At 60.3% G+C, this 21566-nt stretch carries 18 protein-coding genes; 6 read left to right on the forward strand and 12 right to left on the reverse strand.

Annotation, left to right across the window (positions count from 1 at the left end; translation table 11 throughout):
- The first annotated feature begins 49 nt into the window (after positions 1 to 49).
- Together SJY36_RS09520 and SJY36_RS09525 are read left to right on the forward strand one after the other, a co-directional pair.
- Complete coding sequence (locus tag SJY36_RS09520; protein ID WP_386174584.1) at positions 50 to 1345, forward strand: citrate synthase; 1296 nt, start codon at positions 50 to 52, stop codon at positions 1343 to 1345.
- 362 nt (positions 1346 to 1707) lie between these two features.
- Positions 1708 to 2001: a hypothetical protein gene (locus tag SJY36_RS09525; RefSeq protein ID WP_005853859.1), complete on the forward strand. Its 294-nt coding sequence runs from the start codon at positions 1708 to 1710 to the stop codon at positions 1999 to 2001.
- A gap of 5 nt (positions 2002 to 2006) precedes the next feature.
- On the opposite strand, the gene SJY36_RS09530 is transcribed toward SJY36_RS09525, so the two are convergent.
- The 10 genes from SJY36_RS09530 to SJY36_RS09575 all read right to left on the reverse strand — a co-directional run bounded on the left by SJY36_RS09530 (position 2007) and on the right by SJY36_RS09575 (position 13375).
- A complete protein-coding gene (locus SJY36_RS09530) occupies positions 2007 to 2783 on the reverse strand; it encodes an enoyl-CoA hydratase-related protein (RefSeq protein ID WP_386174587.1) in 777 nt (258 codons plus the stop codon).
- A 72-nt stretch (positions 2784 to 2855) separates the two neighbouring features.
- The gene (locus tag SJY36_RS09535; protein ID WP_243250358.1) at positions 2856 to 3326 is read right to left on the reverse strand and encodes a cytochrome c-type biogenesis protein; all 471 of its coding nucleotides are present in this window, start codon (positions 3324 to 3326) and stop codon (positions 2856 to 2858) included.
- On the reverse strand, positions 3323 to 5284 hold the full coding sequence (locus SJY36_RS09540) for a heme lyase CcmF/NrfE family subunit (protein ID WP_286760109.1): 1962 nt from the start codon (positions 5282 to 5284) through the stop codon (positions 3323 to 3325). The genes SJY36_RS09535 and SJY36_RS09540 overlap by 4 nt, the downstream gene beginning before the upstream one ends.
- Before the next feature lie 91 nt (positions 5285 to 5375).
- Entirely contained in the window at positions 5376 to 5951 is a 576-nt protein-coding gene (locus SJY36_RS09545) for a holin family protein (RefSeq protein WP_386174592.1), read from the reverse strand.
- Positions 5942 to 6553, reverse strand: coding sequence for a holin-associated N-acetylmuramidase (locus tag SJY36_RS09550; protein ID WP_386174594.1), 612 nt, complete (start codon positions 6551 to 6553; stop codon positions 5942 to 5944). Before SJY36_RS09550 ends, SJY36_RS09545 begins: the two co-directional genes overlap by 10 nt.
- Before the next feature lie 80 nt (positions 6554 to 6633).
- On the reverse strand, positions 6634 to 7077 hold the full coding sequence (gene ccmE / locus SJY36_RS09555) for a cytochrome c maturation protein CcmE (RefSeq protein WP_005853870.1): 444 nt from the start codon (positions 7075 to 7077) through the stop codon (positions 6634 to 6636).
- A gap of 6 nt (positions 7078 to 7083) precedes the next feature.
- On the reverse strand, positions 7084 to 8112 hold the full coding sequence (gene argC / locus SJY36_RS09560) for an N-acetyl-gamma-glutamyl-phosphate reductase (RefSeq protein WP_288960060.1): 1029 nt from the start codon (positions 8110 to 8112) through the stop codon (positions 7084 to 7086).
- 36 nt (positions 8113 to 8148) lie between these two features.
- Positions 8149 to 8958, reverse strand: coding sequence for a glutamate racemase (locus tag SJY36_RS09565; RefSeq protein WP_005853874.1), 810 nt, complete (start codon positions 8956 to 8958; stop codon positions 8149 to 8151).
- 12 nt (positions 8959 to 8970) lie between these two features.
- Positions 8971 to 9870, reverse strand: coding sequence for a lysophospholipid acyltransferase family protein (locus SJY36_RS09570; RefSeq protein WP_386174599.1), 900 nt, complete (start codon positions 9868 to 9870; stop codon positions 8971 to 8973).
- An 88-nt stretch (positions 9871 to 9958) separates the two neighbouring features.
- Positions 9959 to 13375 (reverse strand): indolepyruvate ferredoxin oxidoreductase family protein, encoded by a 3417-nt coding sequence (locus tag SJY36_RS09575; protein ID WP_386174602.1) that lies wholly within the window; start codon positions 13373 to 13375, stop codon positions 9959 to 9961.
- Positions 13376 to 13636: 261 nt separating this feature from the next.
- On the opposite strand from SJY36_RS09575, the gene SJY36_RS09580 reads away from it, so the two are divergent.
- Positions 13637 to 14542, forward strand: coding sequence for a LysR family transcriptional regulator (locus SJY36_RS09580; protein ID WP_367581058.1), 906 nt, complete (start codon positions 13637 to 13639; stop codon positions 14540 to 14542).
- A 252-nt stretch (positions 14543 to 14794) separates the two neighbouring features.
- The gene (gene purL / locus SJY36_RS09585) at positions 14795 to 16954 is read left to right on the forward strand and encodes a phosphoribosylformylglycinamidine synthase subunit PurL (RefSeq protein ID WP_005853882.1); all 2160 of its coding nucleotides are present in this window, start codon (positions 14795 to 14797) and stop codon (positions 16952 to 16954) included.
- Here purL and SJY36_RS09590 read toward each other — a convergent pair.
- Both SJY36_RS09590 and SJY36_RS09595 read right to left on the reverse strand, forming a co-directional pair.
- A complete protein-coding gene (locus SJY36_RS09590) occupies positions 16951 to 18213 on the reverse strand; it encodes a VWA domain-containing protein (RefSeq protein WP_386174605.1) in 1263 nt (420 codons plus the stop codon). The two genes, purL and SJY36_RS09590, sit on opposite strands and share 4 nt — an antisense overlap.
- Before the next feature lie 76 nt (positions 18214 to 18289).
- Positions 18290 to 19201, reverse strand: a complete 912-nt coding sequence (locus SJY36_RS09595; RefSeq protein ID WP_037944437.1) for a MoxR family ATPase — start codon at positions 19199 to 19201, stop codon at positions 18290 to 18292.
- Between the two features lie 214 nt (positions 19202 to 19415).
- Between SJY36_RS09595 and SJY36_RS09600 the strand changes: the two genes are divergently transcribed.
- Together SJY36_RS09600 and pyrC are read left to right on the forward strand one after the other, a co-directional pair.
- Entirely contained in the window at positions 19416 to 20417 is a 1002-nt protein-coding gene (locus SJY36_RS09600) for a phosphoadenosine phosphosulfate reductase (RefSeq protein ID WP_386174607.1), read from the forward strand.
- A 69-nt stretch (positions 20418 to 20486) separates the two neighbouring features.
- A complete protein-coding gene (gene pyrC, locus SJY36_RS09605) occupies positions 20487 to 21524 on the forward strand; it encodes a dihydroorotase (protein ID WP_386174610.1) in 1038 nt (345 codons plus the stop codon).
- The last annotated feature ends 42 nt before the right edge of the window (positions 21525 to 21566 follow it).

The following is a 21566-nucleotide window of genomic DNA, read 5'->3' on the forward strand; positions in this document are numbered from 1 at the left end:
CCCAGTCGACGGCATAACGCACGTCGATAAAACGATAGGAAGGGACTTCATGGCCGAAAGTACAAAATCCGCAACGTTGACCATCGACGGGAACAGCTTTGAACTGCCGATCTATTCCCCGTCGGCGGGCCCGGATGTCATGGACATCCGCAAGCTGTTCTCTCAGGCGAATGTGTTCACATATGACCCTGGCTTCACCTCGACAGCGGCCTGTGACAGCACGATCACCTTCATTGACGGTGACGAAGGCGTGTTGCTGCACCGTGGGTATCCGATCGACCAACTGGCCAGCGAATTTCACTACCTCGAAGTGTGCTACCTGCTGCTGTATGGCGAACTGCCCTCTGCCGCGCAGCTGGAAGAGTTCGAAAATCTGGTGACCAACCACACCATGATCCACGAACAGATGATCAACTTCTTCCGTGGTTTCCGCCGTGATGCACACCCGATGGCGATCATGGTCGGCGTTGTGGGCGCGATGTCTGCCTTCTACCACGACAGCACCGACATCAACGACGCGCACCAGCGCGAAGTGGCAACGATCCGTCTGATCGCCAAGATGCCGACGATTGCCGCGATGGCCTATAAGTACACCATCGGTCAGCCGTTCATCTATCCGCGCAACGACGTAGACTATGCCGGTAACTTCCTGCGCATGTGTTTCGCCGTCCCTGCCGAGGATTATGTCGTCGACCCGATCCTTGCCCGCGCGATGGACCGCATCTTTACGCTGCACGCGGACCACGAACAGAACGCATCGACGTCGACCGTGCGTCTGGCGTCCTCTTCTGGGGCGAACCCCTTTGCCTGTATCGCTGCTGGCATCGCCTGCCTTTGGGGGCCGGCGCATGGTGGGGCGAACCAGGCATGTCTGGAAATGCTGAAAGAGATCGGCACACCGGACCGCATCCCTGAGTTCATCGCCCGCGCCAAGGACAAGAACGACCCGTTCCGCCTGATGGGCTTTGGTCACCGCGTCTACAAGAACCACGACCCACGCGCGACCGTGATGAAAGAAAGCGCGGACGAAGTGCTTGAGCTGCTGGGTGTCGAAAACAACCCGATCCTGCAGGTCGCGAAAGAGCTTGAAAAACAGGCGCTGGAAGATCCGTATTTCGCAGAGAAAAAGCTGTTCCCGAACGTCGATTTCTACTCGGGCATCATCCTCGAAGCGATGGGTTTCCCCACGTCGATGTTCACGCCGATCTTTGCGCTGGCACGGACCGTTGGCTGGATCTCGCAGTGGAAAGAGCAGATCAGCGATCCTCAGCTGAAAATCGGGCGTCCCCGTCAGCTGTATCTTGGCGAAACACCACGCGACTATGTGGATATCGAAAAGCGCTGAATGTCAGTACATTAGTCAAAACGCCCCGCCCTCACGGCGGGGCGTTTTGCGTTTCAGGGTGGGCTGCTGCTGCTTGGAACGCAGGACAAAGAGAATCACCTGAAACACCGCCCACAAGCGCCCCGTGATCAAAGCGCCTCTTTCCAGCTCACTGTTTCAACTCACTTTTCCCCATTTCGAAACCATAGGGTCCGAAATATGGCAGTTTTGTGTTGTTGTTTCCGAGCTGGGCATAATGGCCAAAATTGATTGACCAACCGCCCCGATCATCCCAAATTCATCGTCAATTCAGGGCAGGTTTACCCTGTGCAATGCACAGCAGCCCCAATACGCCCGCTGCCCCCCGCGGAAAGGATGACCGGATGAACGACCCTCGGCCTCGCCTGCAATGGGATAACGCGACCAGTCTAAGCTGCAAGACCGCACGGCATCACCCCGCGCCGCAGGGATCGTTCGTACATGATATCGAACAGAAATGTGACCAGATCGCGGTGGTCTATGACAAGGGCCAGACACCACCGCGGATCACGGTAAAGCAAGTGTCAGGCAGCGTTCACACGGTGCTCGCAGACGGGATAGCGGTGGCCGTGGTTGCCAGCGCCTCGCGTCCGACCCTCAACCCCGATGATGTGTTGCTGGTCGAACGCTCGGTCTAGCGGGATTAGCGGCCCTCGAAGCTCGCGGGGCGTTTCTGCATAAAGGCCATCACGCCCTCTTTGAAATCACGTGATTGCCCGCATTTCCCTTGTTCCTGCGCCTCTAGCGACAGCTGATCCTCCAGCGTGTTGTCCCAGCTTGCGCGAATGGCGTTCTTGGCAGCAGCATAGGCTGCGGTCGGACCTTGCGCCAGATGCGCCGCCTTGGCACGCCAATGGGCGTCAAACTCGGCATCGGCCACCGCTTCCCAGATCATCCCCCAGTCATCCGCCTGACGGGCAGAGATTTTATCCGCGAACACGGCCGCGCCCATAGCCTTGGCCGTGCCCATCTGGCGGGGCAACGTATAGGTGCCGCCCGCATCGGGCATCAGACCAATGCGCGTAAATGCTTGCAGAAAATAGGAAGATTCCGTCGCAAAGACCACATCCGTCGCCAGCGCAAGGTTCGCCCCTGCCCCCGCCGCAGGACCATTGACCGCGGCGATCGTTGGCACAGGGCAGTTGGTGATCGCCCGCAGCATGGGGCCATATTCCTCGCGCAGGGTGCGTTCCAGATCCAGCGAGCCCTTGCTGCTGCTGTCGCTAAGATCCTGACCGGTGCAAAACGCACGACCGGCACCGGTGATGACCACACAACGCGCGTCTTTGCCCGCTTGGGTAAACGCGTGCTCGATCTCTGCCCGCATCTGCGTGGTCAATGCGTTCATCTTGTCGGGGCGGTTCATGGTGACCACGGCCAGCCCGTCGGTCAGTTCATAGGTAAGGGTTTGATAGTCCATGGCGCGGGTTCCTCATCTAGATTTTCCCCGCACCTTACCCATACGACAGGCCACCGCCAGTGAAACCCCGCGTTATCGCTTCAGAATGTCGTCCAGCCGCGCCTGTTCTTGCGCGCTGAGCGGGGCCTGTTCCGCGGACGGTGCTTTCGCACGACCGCGCAGGTAGCCAAACCCGACCCCCGCCGCGATCAACAGCATGAGTGGCCCTGCCGCCCATAACACCCAGGTCGATCCCCGCGCAGGCGGGTTCAGCAGGACATATTCACCATAGCGGTCGACGATATAAGCGACCGCCTCTTCGTCGCTATCGCCAGCCACCAGACGTTCGCGCAGCAGGATACGCAGGTCGCGCGCAAGGCTGGCGTTGCTTTCGTCGATGCTTTCGTTGCGGCACACAAGGCAACGCAACCCTTTCGACAAGCTCCGCGCGCGTTGTTCAAGCGCAGGATCCGAGAGCACCTCGTCCGGCTGCACGGCCCAGGTCGGCGCAACCGATAGCACAGGTGCTACAAGCAACATCAGGGCGAGGATGAGCGCCCTCATTCTGCAGGCACCGGTTTTGATTTCGCCGCCCCTGCCGCAACGCGGTAGCGCCGGTCCGAAAGACTTAACACGCCACCAAGGGCCATCAGCGCACAGCCGATCCAAATCCAGTTGGTCAGCGGTTTGACATAGGTGCGCACCACCCAGCCACCATTTGCCTGTTCATCCCCGATCACGACATAGACATCGCGCAGCAGATTATAGTCGATCGCCGCTTCGGTCGTGGGCATCTGCGCCACGGGATAGAAGCGTTTCTCCGGTCGCAACTGCGCAATCTCTTCCCCGTCGTGGAACAATGTCACGCTGCCGGTCGTCGCCGTATAGTTCGGACCTTGGCCCTGGGTGACATCGTCCAGCTGCACGGTATAGCGCCCCACATCGTAGGATTCCCCCAGTGGAACGGCGCGGATGTCATCAATCGACCACGCTGTCAGGCCAGCCACCCCCGCCATGGTCACCCCAAGGCCGGCGTGGGCCACCATCTTGCCCCAATCCGCACGCGGCAACCGCCCAAGCCGGCGCAGCCGGTTGCTACCGCGCCCCGTGCGCCCCCACAGGTCAACCACGGTGCCCATCACGATCCACGCGCCCAAGAACAACCCGAGCGGACCCAGCAAGCTGCGCCCCGACTGCATCGCGTAGGCCAGCCCCCCAATCGCAATCGCCAATACAAAGGCGTAGCGTAGCGGCTTTAGCGCCCGCGAAATCACCGCACGCTTCCAAGGCATCGCGGACCCGATCGGTAGGATCAGCCCCAGCATAATCATGAAAGGCGTAAAGGCGGCGTTAAAAAACGGGGGGCCAACGCTCAATTTTCTGTCGAAGAACATTTCGGCCAGCAGCGGCCACATCGTGCCAATGAACACCACGAAACAGGCAACGGCGAGCAGTACGTTATTTACCAGCAAAGCCGACTCTCGGCTGACCATGCTGAACACGCCTTTCGCCTCTAGCGCGCTAGCGCGCGCCGCGAACAGAACCAGCGCACCGCCCATGAAAAACGCCATGATCATCAGGATAAACACGCCGCGTTCGGGGTCATTCGCAAAGGCGTGGACCGAGGTTAGCAACCCGGACCTGACGATAAACGTCCCGATCAGCGAGAAGCCAAAAGCCAGGATCGCAAGCAGGATCGTCCAGCTTTTCAGGCTTTCGCGTTTTTCCACAACGATGGCGGAATGAAGCAGCGCCGCCGCCAGAAGCCAGGGCATAAAGCTAGCATTTTCAACGGGATCCCAGAACCAGAACCCGCCCCAGCCAAGTTCGTAATAGGCCCACCAGGACCCGAGAGCGATGCCGATCGTCAAAAACACCCACGCCGCCAAGGTCCAAGGGCGCACCCACCGGCCCCAAGCAGCATCAATCCGCCCTTCGATCAAGGCGGCAACGGCAAAGCTAAAGGTCATCGAAAGGCCGACATACCCCAAATACAAAAACGGAGGGTGGAAGGCGAGCCCGGGGTCCTGCAGAAGCGGGTTCAGATCCTGCCCGTCAAAAGGTGGCGTCGCCAGCCGCAAGAACGGGTTGGATGTGAACAGGATGAAGGCAAAAAACGCCACACCGATTGCGGCTTGCACAGAAAGAACCCGCGCCCGCAAAGTCGGCGGCAGATTACCCCCGAACCACGCGGCCATCGCCCCGAATAGCGAGACAATGAGCACCCACAGCAGCATTGAGCCTTCGTGATTGCCCCAAGTACCGCTGATTTTATACAAAAGCGGCTTCATCGAGTGGCTGTTCAACACCACCAATCGCAGCGAGAAATCAGAGGTGACAAAGGCCCACATCAACGCCCCAAACGCCAGCAATGTCAGGGCGAATTGCGCCCCGGCGGCGGGCTCTGCCACGGCCATCCAACCCGGCCAGCGTTTATGGGCACCAATCAGGGGCACGACCATCTGAACGATGGCAACGCCGAAGGCGAGGATAAGGGCGAAATGTCCGAGCTCTGTAATCATACCCCGATCATAGAGCGGTGCTCCGCCCCATACCATGCCGATTCACCGCGAAATCACACGACTGTGCGCAGCAAAGCGTCGCAGGCCCCCCTTACCCTGCAACCCTGCGCCAGTCCGCAAGCGCCGCGTTGTCCGATCTGTCGCGCACTGCGCTAGATACGCCTTCCAGATCCCGCAGGGCCCCTTCTTCAACACCATCAACACGCAGCGTTTCCAGCTCTTTGATATGTCGCATCACCGTTGGTGTCTGCGCAATGGTGCGCGCGATAGAGCGTTGGAACTCTTGTGTTTTTAACTGATGCCGCGCGCCAAAGTAGAAGGACACGACAACCCCCAGAAGCCACCATAACGGCTCTGGCACCAGCGACACGCCCTGCATCCGGCTGGCAAACCAGACCGGGTCAACCATCGCCGTGATGAACAAGCCCAAGGTCCCAAGCGCCAGCGCTGGACGCGGAAGCCGGTTCAGCCCGTCCATGAAACGGTCAAACCGTCCCTTGCGGGGCACAGCGAATTCCGCCCCAAATTGCACCATAGCCTGTTCCCGCGCGGTCGCATCACGGCCGGCCGTCTTTTCCGCATTGGCGCGAAATACCTCGACCGTGTCGCGCACCACATTGCGGCCGTCACCAAAGACCAACGCAAGCGCGGTATCAATCATCCCCATGCCGCGACCCTTTCGTTAAAGTCACGGATGCTCAGATGGTACCGCGGCGACATAAATTCCTCTGCCCGTTTGATCCATCCTCCTTTCTTTCCGGCCCTCGTGCGGGCGTATTTGCGACTTGCGGGGCGCTGATCCGCCAGCCCAAAGTAATAGTTGCGCCGCGCCACGGCGTAGGCGTCCACCATCTGCGCAGGTGCAGCGGCATAGGCGCGCCCCGTAGCGCCAAGCGTTTGCGGTCCAAGGACCCCGTCCACAGCCACATCAAACCCCATATCTCTTAACAATCGCTGAAGAATCTTCACCGCATTCGCCCCCGCATTCACGTACATGTCGAAAACGGAGGGCTGGAGCGGACTGGGCAGCTGCGCGATCTTGGGTTTGTGGAAGTAGTGGGTGATGAATATCTCGGTCGCTTGATCTTGAGTAAGCTCTTGAACATCGGCGAGATTTACGGCGCCGTCACGGTTCACATCCAGCCCCAGCCGACGCAGCGTGTGGATGGTGACGCCGTGGTTCGTTGCCCCGCCCGGATCATCGGGGTCATTCACGAAGCCCCCCTCACGCGCGACGATGGACTTTGCAATTTCCTCAACAGTTTGCATCAAATTGGCCCTTCTTGCAGGTTGCACTGCTGCAAGAATGACGTCTCAGATGTTAACGAAACCCGGCAGGCCCGTACGCATCACCCCTCGGGGGCAACATAAACGCCTTGCTCTTTCAGGGCGTCGACGACCTCTTTCGGCATGTAGGTCTCGTCATGTTTGGCAAGGATTTCAGTCGCTTCGAAGGTGCCGTTTATGTAACGCCCTGTCCCAACCATGCCTTGATTTTCCTCGAACAGATCGGGCAATACACCGCTGTAGGTCACAGGCACAGCCGCGCCGCCATCGGTCACGGAAAAGCGGATCGTCAGACCATCCCCGCGCACAAGGCTGCCTTCTTCAACCAGGCCACCGATGCGGAAAACCTCTGTCGGGCCGGGGGGTTCGGCGATCACCTGACTGGGCGCGCGGAAAAAGTTGATCCCGTCGCGCATGGCATATCCAATCAGCGCCGTGGACAGCACAAGCGCCACGACCGCGACGCCGATGATCTGGATACGCCGTTGCTTTTTAAGACTTTTCATGCGCCCTCAGGGAAATAGCGGAGCCATCATCAGCCCCTCGACCTCGTCAATACCTAACATCAGGTTGGCGTTTTGCAACGCCTGCCCGCTGGAGCCTTTGGTCAAATTATCGAGCGCGGCAACCACAATGGCGCGGCCGTCGATCCGGTCTGCCACCACGCCGATATGACAGAAGTTCGACCCGCGAATATGGCGCGTGCTCGGGGCCTCCCCCATGGGCAGCACCTCGATAAAGGGCTCTGCATCATAGGCCGCGGCAAGGGTTTTGTGGATCACCTCGGCGTCGCCTTTGACATAGACGGTCGCCAAAATCCCGCGGTTGGCGGGCACCAGATGAGGGGTGAACTGCACCTTGACCGGACGGCCGGCAATGGCGGAAAACTCTTGGTCAAACTCACCCAGATGGCGGTGCGTTCCGCCAAGGGAATAGGCATGATACCCCTCGGACAGTTCTGCATGCAGCAGGTTTTCCTTCAACGACCGCCCCGCACCGGACACGGCGCATTTGAGGTCAAGGATGATGTCGTCCAGATCAATCACGCCTTTTTCGATCAAGGGGCGCAGGGCGAACTGGCCGGTGGCGGCGTTACAGCCCGTACCGGCCACAAGACGCGCGGATTTGATCTCTTCGCGGTAGAATTCGGTGAGGCCATAGACCGCCTCTTTCTGCTGCTCCAGCGCGGCATGGGGGTTGCCGTACCACTTGGCGTAGGCCTCGGGGTCGCGCAGCCGGAAATCTGCCGAAAGATCGACGATTTTCAGGTCTTTAGGCAGGTTCGCGATGACCTCTTGGCTGGTCTTATGGGGCAAGGCGCAAAAGCACAGGTCAATCTCCGAGAAATCGATCTCTTCAATGGTGACCAATGTGGGCAGGTCGAGATGGCGCAGATGTGGAAACACCTCTGCGATGGTTTGCCCCGCCTTGGAGTTTGCCCCCAAAGCTTTGATCTGCATAGAAGAATGGCCAGCGATCAGCCGGATCAGCTCGGCTCCGGTATAGCCGGAGGCACCAAGAATGGCGATATTATGGGTCATGTCGGGTTCCGTTCGGAAAGTGTTAGCAAATACGTGTTAGGCCGCTTGAAAGGTCAACGGTCGTCGCAAGAATTGCGTCGCACGGCTGCTGACCTTTTTAGGGTCGCCCGTGGTCAGGAAAGCCGCCTCGCCCGTGCCCAGCATATTGGGGTGACGCTTTAGATAGTCACTCAGACTATGGGCGACCAGATTGGCCTGGCTGAACACTTTGACATCGGGGCCAAGCGCGTCCTGAAAGGTTTCCTGCATCAGCGGGTAATGGGTGCAGCCCAGAATGGCCGCTTCGGGCGCGGGCATCTTGCGTTTCAGCGCGTCCACATGGCTGCGCACCAGCGCTTCGGCGAGGATGAAATCACCGTCCTCGATCGCATCGACGACACCCCCACAGGCCTGCGCTTCGACATCGACCCCGATCGCCCGAAAGGCCAGTTCACGCTGGAACGCACGGCTTGCCACCGTTGCGGGCGTCGCAAACAGCGCCACGTGCTTGAGATCCACCTCGCGCGGGGGGGAATTGTCGCCCCATTGGCGTTCTGTCATCGCCTCGATCAGCGGCACAAAGACGCCCAACACGCGCTTGTCCGACGGGATCCACCCTTCCTGCATCCGGCGAAGCGCCGCGGCAGAGGCCGTGTTGCACGCCAAGATCACCAGATCGCAGCCCGCATCGAACAGACGCTGGGTTGCAGCAGTGGTCAGGTTATAAATGTCATCCGCATTACGCACACCGTAGGGCGCATGGGCGCTATCGGCCAAATACACGAAATCCACATCCGGTAGCTGTGCCTGCACGGCATCCCAAACGGTCAGCCCGCCTAGCCCAGAATCGAAAATACCAACTGCCATAACACCTTGCCGTCACCTGTCGGCACGATGCCGATCTTCAAATTCAAACCCCAGATCAAAGGATTTTGCCGGGTCTGGTGACAACTCATACGTCGCTTTGCGCAGGAAATCCATCATAGCTTTTGCGTCTTTTGCCATGGGGTCCAGCACGTTTCTGCCGATGGGGTCGCCGATGACCACGCGCACGGGCGTGTCGACGCGTTTGCGGAATTCCTTGATCAGCAGCCCCATGCGCAGGGTGTGATGCAGATGGCTGGCAATCTGGAACAGACGGCTGGTGTGGCCGTCAAAGTAGATCGGCACGACGCTGGCATCCGATTTCGCGATCATGCGGGCGGTAAAGCTGCGCCAGCCCGGGTCCATGGGGCGCGAAAACGGCCGTGCGCTGGTGCTGACGGTGCCCCCCGGAAAGATACCAACCGCGCCACCCTGCCCCAGATACTCCAGCGCGGTCTTGCGCGTGCGCAGGTTCAGCGCCAGCGCGGCCTTGTCCTCGTCAAAACTGATCGGTAGCAGATGGCGGTTCAGGTCGGGTGCGCGGTTAAAGACCGAATGGGCCATGATCTTGAATCCGTCCCGGCGGCGCGCCAACATATGCCCCAGCATCAACCCGTCCAGAATACCGTAAGGATGGTTCGCCAGCGCGATGACAGGCCCTGTTTCGGGGATATTCGCCAGACTGCCGCCCACGACATCAAGCGTCAGCCCATAGCGCTGCACCATCACGTCAAAGAACCCCATCCCGCGCGCCATGTCGTCTTCATAGCCGGTTGCGCGTTTCATCAGCCCTAACCGCCCTGTGCTATTCTCCATCAGGCGGATGAAGGCACGCGCGGGCCGCGATTTGGCGGAATAGGCATAGCTGATGTCACGCGCTGTCAGGGGCCGAAGATCGGGCTGCAAGAGGGTCAAGGTCGGTTCCTTTTCACGGGCTTTGCCTTGCCCTCTAGCAGTGGATCATGACAGTCGCGTGACAGACAGCCTATTCAGCCTATTCTGCCTATTCAGCCGCGCGCGAGTTTTGCGTGCCGCCTGACCGGATGACGGCCAGCAGCTCTTCGCGCCGCTTTGCGGCCTTGGCTTCATTCGACTGTTTCACCGGACCAAAGCCGCGGATCTGCAAGGGAAGCTCTGCCAAGGCGACAATCGCGTCATGGGTTGCGTCGGTCAGCTTGGGCAGAACATCCTTCATGTCGGCCTCGTATTGCGTGATCAAGGACCGCTCCATCCGGCGTTCTTCGGTGCGGCCAAAGGGATCGAACGGCGTGCCGCGCAGGAACTTCATCCGCGCCAGCATGTTGAACGGCCCCTCCATCCACGCGCCAAAGGTCCGTTTCATCGGACGGCCATCCGCGCCGGTTTTCGACAGGATCGGTGGCGCAAGGTTGAAGGTGAGCTTGGGATCCCCCTCAAAGGCCTCTGCCACTTTGGCGCGGGTGGATTTCAACAGGCGCGCGACCTCGTATTCATCCTTATAGGACAAGAGCTTGTGGTAGCCCAAGGCCACGGCCTCTTTCAGGCGCGCGTCGGTAATGCCGTCCACCATGGTGCCATAACGCTTCGCCAGCCGCTTGCCCTGATAGGCGATCAGGTGGTCCTTGCGGAAGGCGATCCGTTCATCCAGCGTTTTCGGCAGGGCGACAACATTGGGTGTCATCACGCGCTTGGCATCTTCGGGGTGCAGCACGGCCCAACGGCCCAGTTCAAACGCACGCAGGTTCCGCTCGACCGCGGCACCGTTCAAGGTGATCGCCTGTTGCAAGCTGTCCAGCGACAGCGGGATCAACCCCTGCTGCCACGCCGCGCCGAAGATCATCATGTTCGAATAGATCGAATCCCCCAGCGTCGCCTTCGCCAGATCAGAGGCATCAAACAGCGCGACGTCATCCTTGAGCCGCGCCTCAAGCGCGAGGGTCAGCCGGTCGTAGGGCATCTGGAACTCGGTATCGCGGGTAAACTCGCCCGTGATGATCTGGTGCGAGTTCACAACCGCCCCCGTCCGCCCAGCGCGCGTCAGGCCAAGCGTCTTGGTCCCGGCAGAGACAACAAGATCGCCCCCGATCAACGCATCCGCTTCACCCGTTGCCACGCGAATGGCGCTGATATCTTCGGGACGGTTCGCAAGACGGCAATGGATATGTACGGCACCGCCCTTTTGGGCAAGGCCTGCCATCTCCATCATCCCAGCGCCCTTGCCGTCAATCTGCGCGGCTTGCGCCAGCACGGCACCGATGGTCACAACGCCGGTCCCACCAACACCGGTGATCACCACGTTATGCGTGCCATTGATCGCAGGCAGGGTCGGCATGGGCAGGTCGGGGATCTTGACCTCTGTCGTGGGATCCTTGCGGATCTTCGCCCCTTCCAGCGTCACGAAGGACGGGCAGAACCCTTTAACGCACGAGAAATCCTTGTTGCACGAGGATTGATCAATCGCCCGTTTGCGCCCCAGTTCTGTTTCTTCGGGCACGATCGAGACGCAGTTGGACTGCACACCACAATCCCCGCAGCCTTCGCAGACATCGGTATTGATGAACACGCGCTTGTCGGGATCAGGGAACAGCCCCCGTTTGCGACGGCGACGTTTCTCGGCGGCACAGGTCTGGATATAGACGATGACGCTGACGCCTTTGTGTTTGGCGAAATTCTCTTGCACGGTCTGCAGGTCTGCACGCTCGTACATCGGCACGTCGCCAAAGGCTTTTTCGTCTACATCTTCTTTCTCGTCATAGACCACGGCGATATTCTTGACGCCCATGGCCTTCACCTTTGCCACGATACGCGGCGCGTCCAGATCGCCTTCGTTGTGCTGGCCACCGGTCATGGCGACGGCATCGTTATAAAGGATCTTGTAGGTGATGTTCGTCTTGGCCGCGATGGCCGCACGGATCGCCAGATTGCCCGAATGGTTGTATGTCCCGTCCCCGAGGTTCTGGAACACATGGTCGCGTGTCGAGAATTTGGATTCACCGATCCAGTTCGCGCCTTCCCCTCCCATATGGGTAAAGCCGGTTGTCTCGCGATCCATCCATTGCACCATATAGTGGCACCCGATCCCGGCGTAGGCGCGGCTCCCCTCTGGTAGCTTGGTTGATGAGTTATGCGGACAGCCCGAACAGAAGTAGGGCACACGCGCGGCGATGTCTTCGGCGTTATCGGCACGTCGCGCGGTATCCAGCGCTTCCATACCCGCCTTGATGCCATCGGTGGTGCGGCCTTCCTCGATAAAGATACCGCCCAGCTTTTCGGCAATCCAGATCGGGTCCAGTGCGCCACGGGTGGGGAACAGCTCTTCGCCATGCTCCATCCCGGCACCACCGCCTTTGTGCCAGCCATAGACGCGGCGATGCGTATCCGAGAACAATGCCTCTTTGATCTGCACCTCGATCAGCTTGCGCTTCTCTTCCACGACGATCACCAGATCGAGCCCTTCGGCCCAGGAATGGAACCCCTTCATATCCAGCGGGAAGGTCTGCCCGATCTTATAGAGCGTGATCCCCAGACGTTCGGCTTCGTTCTCGTCGATGTTAAGCAAGCTCATGGCGTGGATCACATCCAGCCAGTTCTTGCCGGCTGCCGCGATGCCGATCTTGGCCCCGCGCTTGCCCCACATGCGTTTGTCCATCTTGTTGGCGTGGCTAAACGCCTCTGCGGCAAAGCGCTTATAATCGATCATCCGCGCTTCTTGCAGATGCGGCGTGTCTTGCAGACGAATGTTCAGCCCGCCGTCGGGCATATCGAACTGCGGGGTGACCAGCTTCATTCGATTCGGGTCACCATTCACGACCGATGTTGCCTCTACGGTGTCCTTCATCGTCTTGAGCCCGACCCACAGCCCGCTGAAACGGCTTAGCGCCCAGCCATAGATACCGTAGTCCAGGATCTCCTGCACACCGGCGGGGCTGACGACGGGCATATAGGCATCCACCATCGCCCATTCGGACTGGTGCAACACGGTAGAGGATTCACCCGTGTGGTCATCCCCCATGGCCATCAGAACACCACCGTTCACGGAAGATCCCGCCATATTCGCGTGGCGCATCACGTCACCAGAGCGGTCAACACCCGGGCCCTTGCCGTACCACAGGCCAAACACACCGTCGTACTTCCCCTCACCGCGCAATTCTGCCTGCTGGCTGCCCCATAGGGCCGTAGCGGCAAGATCTTCGTTCAGGCCCGGCTCGAACACGACGTTATGTGCGGCCAGCGTCTTGGCGGCGCGGTCCATCTGAAGGTCAACGGCCCCCAGTGGCGATCCACGATATCCGGTCACGTATCCGGCGGTATTCAACCCTGCCGCCTTGTCCCGTGCCGCCTGCATCATCGTCAGGCGCACCAACGCCTGTGTGCCGTTCAGCAACACGGGCGATTTCTCGAGGTCATACCGGTCAGTTAGTGAAATTTTTTGCGTACCCATAGCGCGTCCTCCCCTACGTGCAATCAATAGCTATGGCTTCACACTAGGTCACAAAAGCTGACCTGTCTAGCGTTGTGTCTGACCCTAGGTCATAAAGCGCCAAGGCGCGGGGCTTGATCTTTTGCACCCTCGCCCGATCTATCCGTGATAAGATAACCGCACCTATACCGATGCGCCGCGTCGGAGGGTTGTTTTTAAACTGAAAAACGCGCAAAGATGACCGTTCTTGCGAACACTGCGCTCATTATAAAGGTAGTCCTCATGGATTGGGACAAGCTCAGAATATTTCACGCCGTGGCGGATGCGGGCAGCTTGACCCATGCGGGCGACAAGCTGAATTTGTCCCAATCTGCCGTCAGCCGCCAGATCCGCGGACTGGAAGAGCAGCTGAACACCAACCTGTTCCACCGCCATGCACGCGGCTTGATCCTGACCGAACAAGGCGAGCTGCTGTTCGACGCCACCGTCGCCATGTCCAAACGGCTTGATACCGCCGCTGCGCGCATCCGCGACAGCGAGGAAGAAGTCTTTGGCGAATTGCGTGTCACCACGACCACGGGCTTTGGCACCCTATGGCTGGCCCCGCGTCTGCCGAAGCTCTACGAGAAATACCCCGACCTCAAGGTCGACCTGATGCTCGAAGAACGCGTCCTTGACCTGCCCATGCGCGAAGCCGATGTCGCCATCCGCATGAAAGAGCCGTCGCAAGCCGATCTGGTCCGCAAGAAGCTGATGATGATCAAGATGTGCATGTATGCCTCGCCCGCCTATCTTGCGGCGAACGGCACGCCCCAGCGGCTTGAGGATATGTCGGACCACCGTCTGATCTGCCAGAACACCGACAGCAACCAGGTGCATGCGGGTCTGAACCTGATCCAGCAGCTTATGATGCATGACGTGCGGTCGATGCTGACGGTGAACAACTACTTTGGCGTATTGCAAGCGGTGATCAACAACCTCGGGATCGGCGTGCTACCCGACTACCTCATCCAAGACTTCCCCGATCTGGTGCAAGTTCTGCCAGAGACCGAGTTGGCGGATGTGCCCGTATTCCTTGCCTACCCCGAAGAATTGCGCGCCTCCAAGCGGGTCGCGGCCTTTAAAGACTTCGTGCAGGACGAGATCATTACCCACCGCAAACTGCTGCGCGAGAAAGAGTCCCACTAGCTATGCGAAAACCGCATATCGGACATGTCATAGATTAACGATTCCATCCTTGAACCGTGCACGAACGCCACTTAATTGGGCGGTATGAAGACGGGCGGCTCCGCGCCGCTACTTCATACCTCCCTGTTGGACTCGGCCGAGCTTCGTGCTCGGCCTTTTTTTTGGCTATGGCCCTTCACGAGCCTTAGGTCTTTTCCCCGCGCTGCGCTTGATCTAAGAGGTGTGGCATATTGCTAGGGGAAAACGCGCACCATGACCGAACCAGCCATCACCCAAGACCTGATTTCCAGCCACGGCATCAATGCCGAAGAATATCAGCGTATTCTGGATATCATCGGGCGCGAACCCACCTTTACCGAACTGGGCATCTTTTCGGCCATGTGGAACGAACACTGTTCCTACAAATCGTCGAAGAAATGGCTGCGTACCCTACCGACCGAAGGCCCACAGGTGATCTGCGGACCGGGCGAGAATGCGGGCATCGTTGATATCGGCGATGGCCAAGCGCTGGTCTTCAAAATGGAAAGCCACAACCACCCGTCCTACATCGAACCCTATCAGGGTGCGGCGACCGGCGTGGGCGGCATCCTGCGGGACGTCTTCACGATGGGCGCGCGTCCGATCGCGGCGATGAACTCTCTTAGCTTCGGGTCGCCCGACCACCGCAAGACACGCCAGCTGGTGCATGGCGTGGTCGCGGGTGTGGGCGGCTACGGTAACTGCTTTGGCGTGCCCACGGTGGGCGGCGAAGTGCGCTTTGACACCGCCTATGACGGCAACTGCCTTGTGAATGCCTTTGCCGCGGGTTTGGCCGACACCGACAAGATCTTCTATTCCGCCGCTTCCGGCGTCGGCATGCCAGTCGTTTACCTTGGCGCGAAAACCGGCCGCGACGGCGTGGGCGGCGCGACGATGGCCTCGGCCGAGTTCGACGACACCATCGAAGACAAACGTCCCACCGTTCAGGTCGGCGACCCCTTCACCGAAAAACGCCTGATGGAAGCCACGCTCGAACTGATGGCGACCGGTGCCGTGATTTCGATCCAGGATATGGGCGCTGCAGGCCTGACCTGTTCGGCCGTGGAAATGGGCGACAAGGGCAACCTTGGTGTGCGTCTGGACCTCGAAAAGGTCCCGACCCGCGAACACGCCATGACCGCCTACGAGATGATGCTGTCGGAATCCCAGGAACGGATGCTGATGGTGCTGCGCCCCGAACTCGAAGCCGAGGCGAAAGCCGTCTTTGACAAATGGGACCTCGATTTCGCCATCGTAGGCGAAACAATCGCCGAGGACCGTTTCCTGATCGTGCACAATGGCGAGGTCAAAGCCGACCTGCCGCTTAAAGCGCTGTCAGGCAACGCGCCCGAATACGACCGCCCCTATGTCGAGACACCCGCAGCCGAACCGCTGTCGGATGTCCCCGGCATCGACCCCATCGACGGGTTGAGCGCGCTGATCTCCAGCCCGAACTACGCGTCCAAAGCATGGGTGTTTGAACAATACGACACGATGGTCATGGGCGACAGCGCCCGCACCCCCGGTCTGGGATCGGGCATCGTGCGCGTGCATGGCACCGACAAGGCGATCGCCTTTACCTCGGATGTGACGCCCCGCTACGTCAAGGCGAACCCTGTCGAAGGCGGCAAACAGGCCGTGGCCGAAGCCTACCGCAACCTCTGTGCCGTAGGGGCACTGCCGCTGGCGACCACGGACAACCTCAACTTCGGCAACCCCGAAAAGCCCGAGATCATGGGCCAGTTCGTTGGCGCGCTGAAAGGCATCGGCGAAGCGGTTGCCGCGCTGGACATGCCGATCGTATCGGGCAACGTGTCGCTGTATAACGAAACCGACGGCAAAGGCATTCTGCCCACCCCCACCATTGGCGCGGTCGGCCTGCTTAAACATACGGACGAGATCATCGGCAAAGAGGTCCGCGAGGGTCATGTCGCTTTGGTTCTTGGGGCCACCGAAGGGCACATCGGACAATCCGCCCTGCTGCTTGAAGTGTTCAACCGCCGCGATGGCGACGCCCCCCATGTCGATCTGGCGCTGGAGAAGGCCCACGGTGAATTCATCCGTGCCAACCGCGCGTTGATCAAAGCCTGCACCGACCTGTCGGACGGCGGTCTGGCGCTGGCAGCCTTTGAACTGGCGGACGAGGCCGGCGTCGGCGTGACCCTGGATTCTGCCGATACGCAGGTTCTGTTTGGCGAGGATCAAGCCCGCTATCTGATCGCCTGTAACTTCGATCAGGCCGAAGCCCTGATGATCGCCGCGCAAAACGCCGGCCTGCATCTGGAAAGCGTCGGCAAGTTCGGCGGGGATCAAGTCAACTTCGGCGGCGTCAAAGCGCCTTTGGCTGACCTGTCGGCGACCTATCGCGGGGCTTTTGCCGAAACTTTCGCCTAAGGGGTCGCCCCCATCATCTGCATCAATCGCGTTTTCTCGCCCCGGTCATCGGGGCGGGAGATCACCTCTGCCAGTTCTTGCAACGACGCAATCGAGTGACCGGCCCGAAAGCTGTCGGTAAAGGGCAACATCGCACGGATACCCGCCGCTTTGGGCGCGAACCCGTCCCACCGCAGCAGCGGATTTAGCCAGATCAGCCGACGTGCGGACAGATGCAACCGCTGCATCTGTCGCGCCAGATCATCGGGCGCATCGCGGTCCAGCCCGTCAGTGATCAACAGTACAACCGCACCCTGCCCCATGACCCGCCGCGACCAATCGCGGTTGAACGCCTCTATACAGGCCCCGATGCGCGTGCCGCCCTCCCAATCCTGCGCCTCTGCCCCCGCCGCCTTGAGCGCTGCATCCACGTCGCGTGTCGCCAGATGGCGGGTGATATTGGTCAGCCGCGTGCCAAAGGTAAACGCATGCACCTGCGCCCACCCCGCGCCCTTGGCATTGCTCACCGCGTGCAGGAAATGCAGCACCATGCGGGAATATTGGCTCATGGAACCGGAGATATCACAAAGCACCACCAGATTGGGATAGCGTGGGCGCGGGGTTTTCAGCACCAGCTTGTCCATCTCGCCGCCCCGGCGCAACGCAGCCCGCAGGCTGCGCCCCGCGTCGATCCGCCCCCTCGGGGACGTCATGGCACGGCGTGACGGCATGGGTTTGACCGGCAAGCGCAACCGCGCCAGCATCTTCTTGGCCTCCGCCACCTCCGCGAGGCTCATCAGTTCGAAATCAAGACTGCGCAGCCGTTCTTGCGAGGACATGGTCAGGCTGGCATCGACCTCGATCTCTGTCTCGCCTTCGTCTTGCGGTTCTTCGCGGTCGCGTTCCGGCGCTTCGGCACCGTCCAGCAGCGCCTCTGCCGCGCGTTTCTCGGCGGCTTGGGCGGGGCGGTCTTCTTGCACGCCACGGATCGCGGGCAGCATCGCGGCCATCATATGCTCCAGATACCGCGGGTCGCGCCAATAAAGCCGGAAGAGCTGCGCAAAGATGGTCCGGTGTTCAGGACGGTTCACAAAGCAGGCGTGCAGGGTCCAGTAGAAATCGGTTTTGTCGGTGAACCCCGCCACCTCTACCGCGCGGATCGCGTCGATCACGCGGCCGGGACCAATGGGCATGCCGGCGCGGCGCAGGGCACGGGCGAAATGGGTGATATTGCCGGCGAGTTTGGGGTTATCGGGCAGATCCAGGGGCAGATGTTCCATCAGGTCGCCTGCCGCCGGGGGCTGTCGGCCCCCGGACCCCCGAGGATTTTAGACCATTTGGAAGCGGCAGTATCAGTCAAGGGGTCGCGTCCAGCGTGGCTTTGGCTTGATCGAGGATGCGTTTCGCCTCTGATCCTTGCAGTTTAGCGATATCATCCTGGTATTTCAGGATCGCCCCAAGCGTATCCGCAATGGTTTCGGGGCTGAGGTTGATCACATCCAGCGCCAGCAGACATTTTGCCCAATCAATGGTTTCGGCCACGCCGGGCTTCTTGAACAGGTCCTCGGTCCGAAGGTGCTGGACAAAGGCCACGACCTCGCGGCTGAGCGCGGCTGAGGCTTCGGGGGCGCGGGCGGCCAGAATCTCCATCTCGCGGGGGAAATCGGGATAATCGACCCAGTGATAAAGACAGCGGCGTTTGAGCGCGTCATGCACCTCGCGCGTGCGGTTCGAGGTCAGGATCACGATGGGCGGCTCGGGGGCCTTTATCGTGCCAAGTTCGGGGATCGTGACCTGAAAATCGCTGAGCGCCTCAAGCAGGAAGGCTTCGAACGGGGCGTCCGTGCGGTCAAGCTCGTCGATCAACAGGATGGGGGCGCCGCGTCCGTCAGGGCGCATCGCTTCAAGCAAGGGGCGTTCGATTAGAAAGTCGTCGCTAAAGAGTTCTGTTGTGAGCTGCTGTCGCGAGCGATCGCCCGTGGCCTCGGCCGTGCGGATTGCCACCATCTGGGCAGGGAAGTTCCATTCGTAGACCGCCGTGGCGGCGTCCAGCCCTTCATAGCATTGCAACCGGATCAACTTGCGGTCCAAGGCCAGCGCCAATGCTTTGGCGATCTCTGTCTTGCCGACGCCTGCCTCTCCCTCGAGGAACAGCGGCCGGCCCAAGGTCAGGCTCAGGAACACCACCGTGGCCAAAGGCCGCCCGCAGACATATCCCTGCCCCGCAAGCAGCTCTTGCACGGCGTCGATCGAAGGGGGCAGTTGCATGGCATTCTCCGGTTGTGATTGGGACGAGTGGTGCATTCTGATCCCGCGCGGTCAAGGGGTCTGCACGGGGTTCAGCAAACTCTATGCCTTGGAGCGACCACAGAATGTGCTATAAATGTGCTTCAAATCTCCGCATTTTCGCCTTAATGCGCCGATACCTCAGACCAAAAGCCAGGGGGTTTCCTGTGCCCAGATACGATTGAGGAAGTTTACCATGATCGATACCGCCGTAACGCTCGACACGTCTTTTGAGGACTATTCCAAAACCGAGTGGATGGATGCTGTGAAGCAGGTCGCGCAGAATGGCGGGTTCTATGAAGCGCTCGGGTCAAGGCACCATGCGATGTTTCTGGAAAAATCCTCTACCCTGCTGGTCAGCTTTGAAACCATCAACGGGATGCGCGCCTTGTCATCGATGGCGCACCCCTTGGGCTGGGAAATGGTGCGCAGCGAAGGCTGGTCGCATCTTTGTCTGGCGTCAGAAGGGGATACATGGTTCCGGGACGCGCCCGTTTACGCGTTTTTCGACCGGCTGATCGACGATGGCTTTTTCGACGGCTTTGACCGCGTGGTCTTTTATGGCGCGGGTCCGGGCGGCTATGCGGCTGCGGCATTCTCTGTCGCGGCACCGGGGGCGAAGGTCGTTGCCATCCAGCCGCAAGCGACGCTGGACCCCAGCGTGACCGAATGGGACGATCGCTTTGTCGAGATGCGGCGCACGGATTTCACCTCCCGGTTCGGATATGCCCCCGATATGCTGGACGCGGCCGAGGCCGCTTTTGTGATCTATGACCCGACTGTGCCGCTGGACGCGATGCATGCCAGCCTCTTTACCCGCCCCAATGCGACCAAACTTCGGATGCGGCGCATGGGCACGGCGCTGCAATCGAAACTGCTGGAGCTTGACCAGTTCGAAAACCTGCTGACCCTTGCAGCCGATGGCGAGCTAACAATCGCGAGCTTTGCACGCATCGCCCGGGCGCGCCGCGATCACCGCCCCTATCTGAAAGGCCTGCTTGCCGCGCTGGAACGCGAGCAGCGCGATCCGTTGACGCTCACGCTTTGCAATTTCGTGACAGGGCATATGTCGGCCCCTCGGTTTGTCCGGCGCAAAAAGCAGTTAGAGGCCGAACTGGCCCTGCGTGTCGCACAGGAAAACGGGACTGCAGAGGAACCGGATACGCCATCTCAGGATGCAGCCAAAACCACCGGCTGACGGTTGCTGCGGTCCCTTTGACCAACCCGAGACTAGCGCGCCCGCACGCCCTGTGCTAGCGGGGAGCCCATGACACAGACCCTCACGCTTCGACGCCCCGATGATTGGCACCTGCACCTGCGCGACGGCGCGATGCTGGACGCCGTGTTGCCCCATACCGCCGCGCATTTTGCCCGCGCCATCATCATGCCCAATCTGGTGCCCCCGGTGGTGCGCGGTGCCGATGCAGCCGCCTACCGCGATCGTATCCTCGCGGCACTGCCCGAGGGCGCGAATTTCAGGCCGCTGATGACCCTGTATCTGACCGAGGATACCGATCCCGACGATGTGGCCGCCGCCCATGCCAGCGGGTTGATCACCGCGGTCAAGCTCTACCCCGCCGGTGCGACGACAAATTCGGCCAGCGGCGTGTCGAACTTTGACAATGTTGCGCCCGTGCTGGAACGCATGGCCGAGATCGGCCTGCCCCTGTGCACCCACGGCGAGGTCACCGACCCCGAGATCGACATTTTCGACCGCGAGGCCGTGTTCATCGACCGCGTGCTTGACCCGATCCGCACCCGTCATGCGGGGCTGAAAGTCGTGATGGAGCATATTACCACCGCCGACGCCGCCCAGTATGTCACGGAAAGCACCGGGAATCTGGGCGCGACCATCACCACGCACCATCTGGTGATCAACCGCAACCATATCCTCGCCGGTGGGATCAAACCGCATTACTACTGCCTGCCCGTCGCCAAACGCGAGAGCCACCGTCTGGCCCTGCGTGCTGCCGCGACTTCGGGCGACGCGCGTTTCTTTCTGGGCACGGATTCCGCGCCTCACACGGACGCGAACAAGCTGCTGCCCTGCGGCTGTGCCGGCTGCTTTACCGCGCCCAACACCATGTCGATCCTGGCCGAGGTCTTTGAACAGGAAGACGCGCTCGACCAATTGGAACGGTTTACCTCGCTGAACGGGCCGGATTTCTACGGGTTGGTCCCGAACGAGGCGACGATGACGCTGACCCGCACACCGGCGACCTACCCCGATCACATCGACACGCCCGACGGGCCGGTCACCGTGTTCGATCCGATGATGCCGCTGAACTGGTCCGTCACCGACTGACGCCCCCCCACCAAAGACAGTTTGCCGGTCGCAGCAGGATGA

Source organism: Sulfitobacter sp. R86518, from assembly GCF_042466275.1.
In the GTDB taxonomy this organism is placed as follows: Bacteria; Pseudomonadota; Alphaproteobacteria; order Rhodobacterales; family Rhodobacteraceae; genus Sulfitobacter; species Sulfitobacter pontiacus.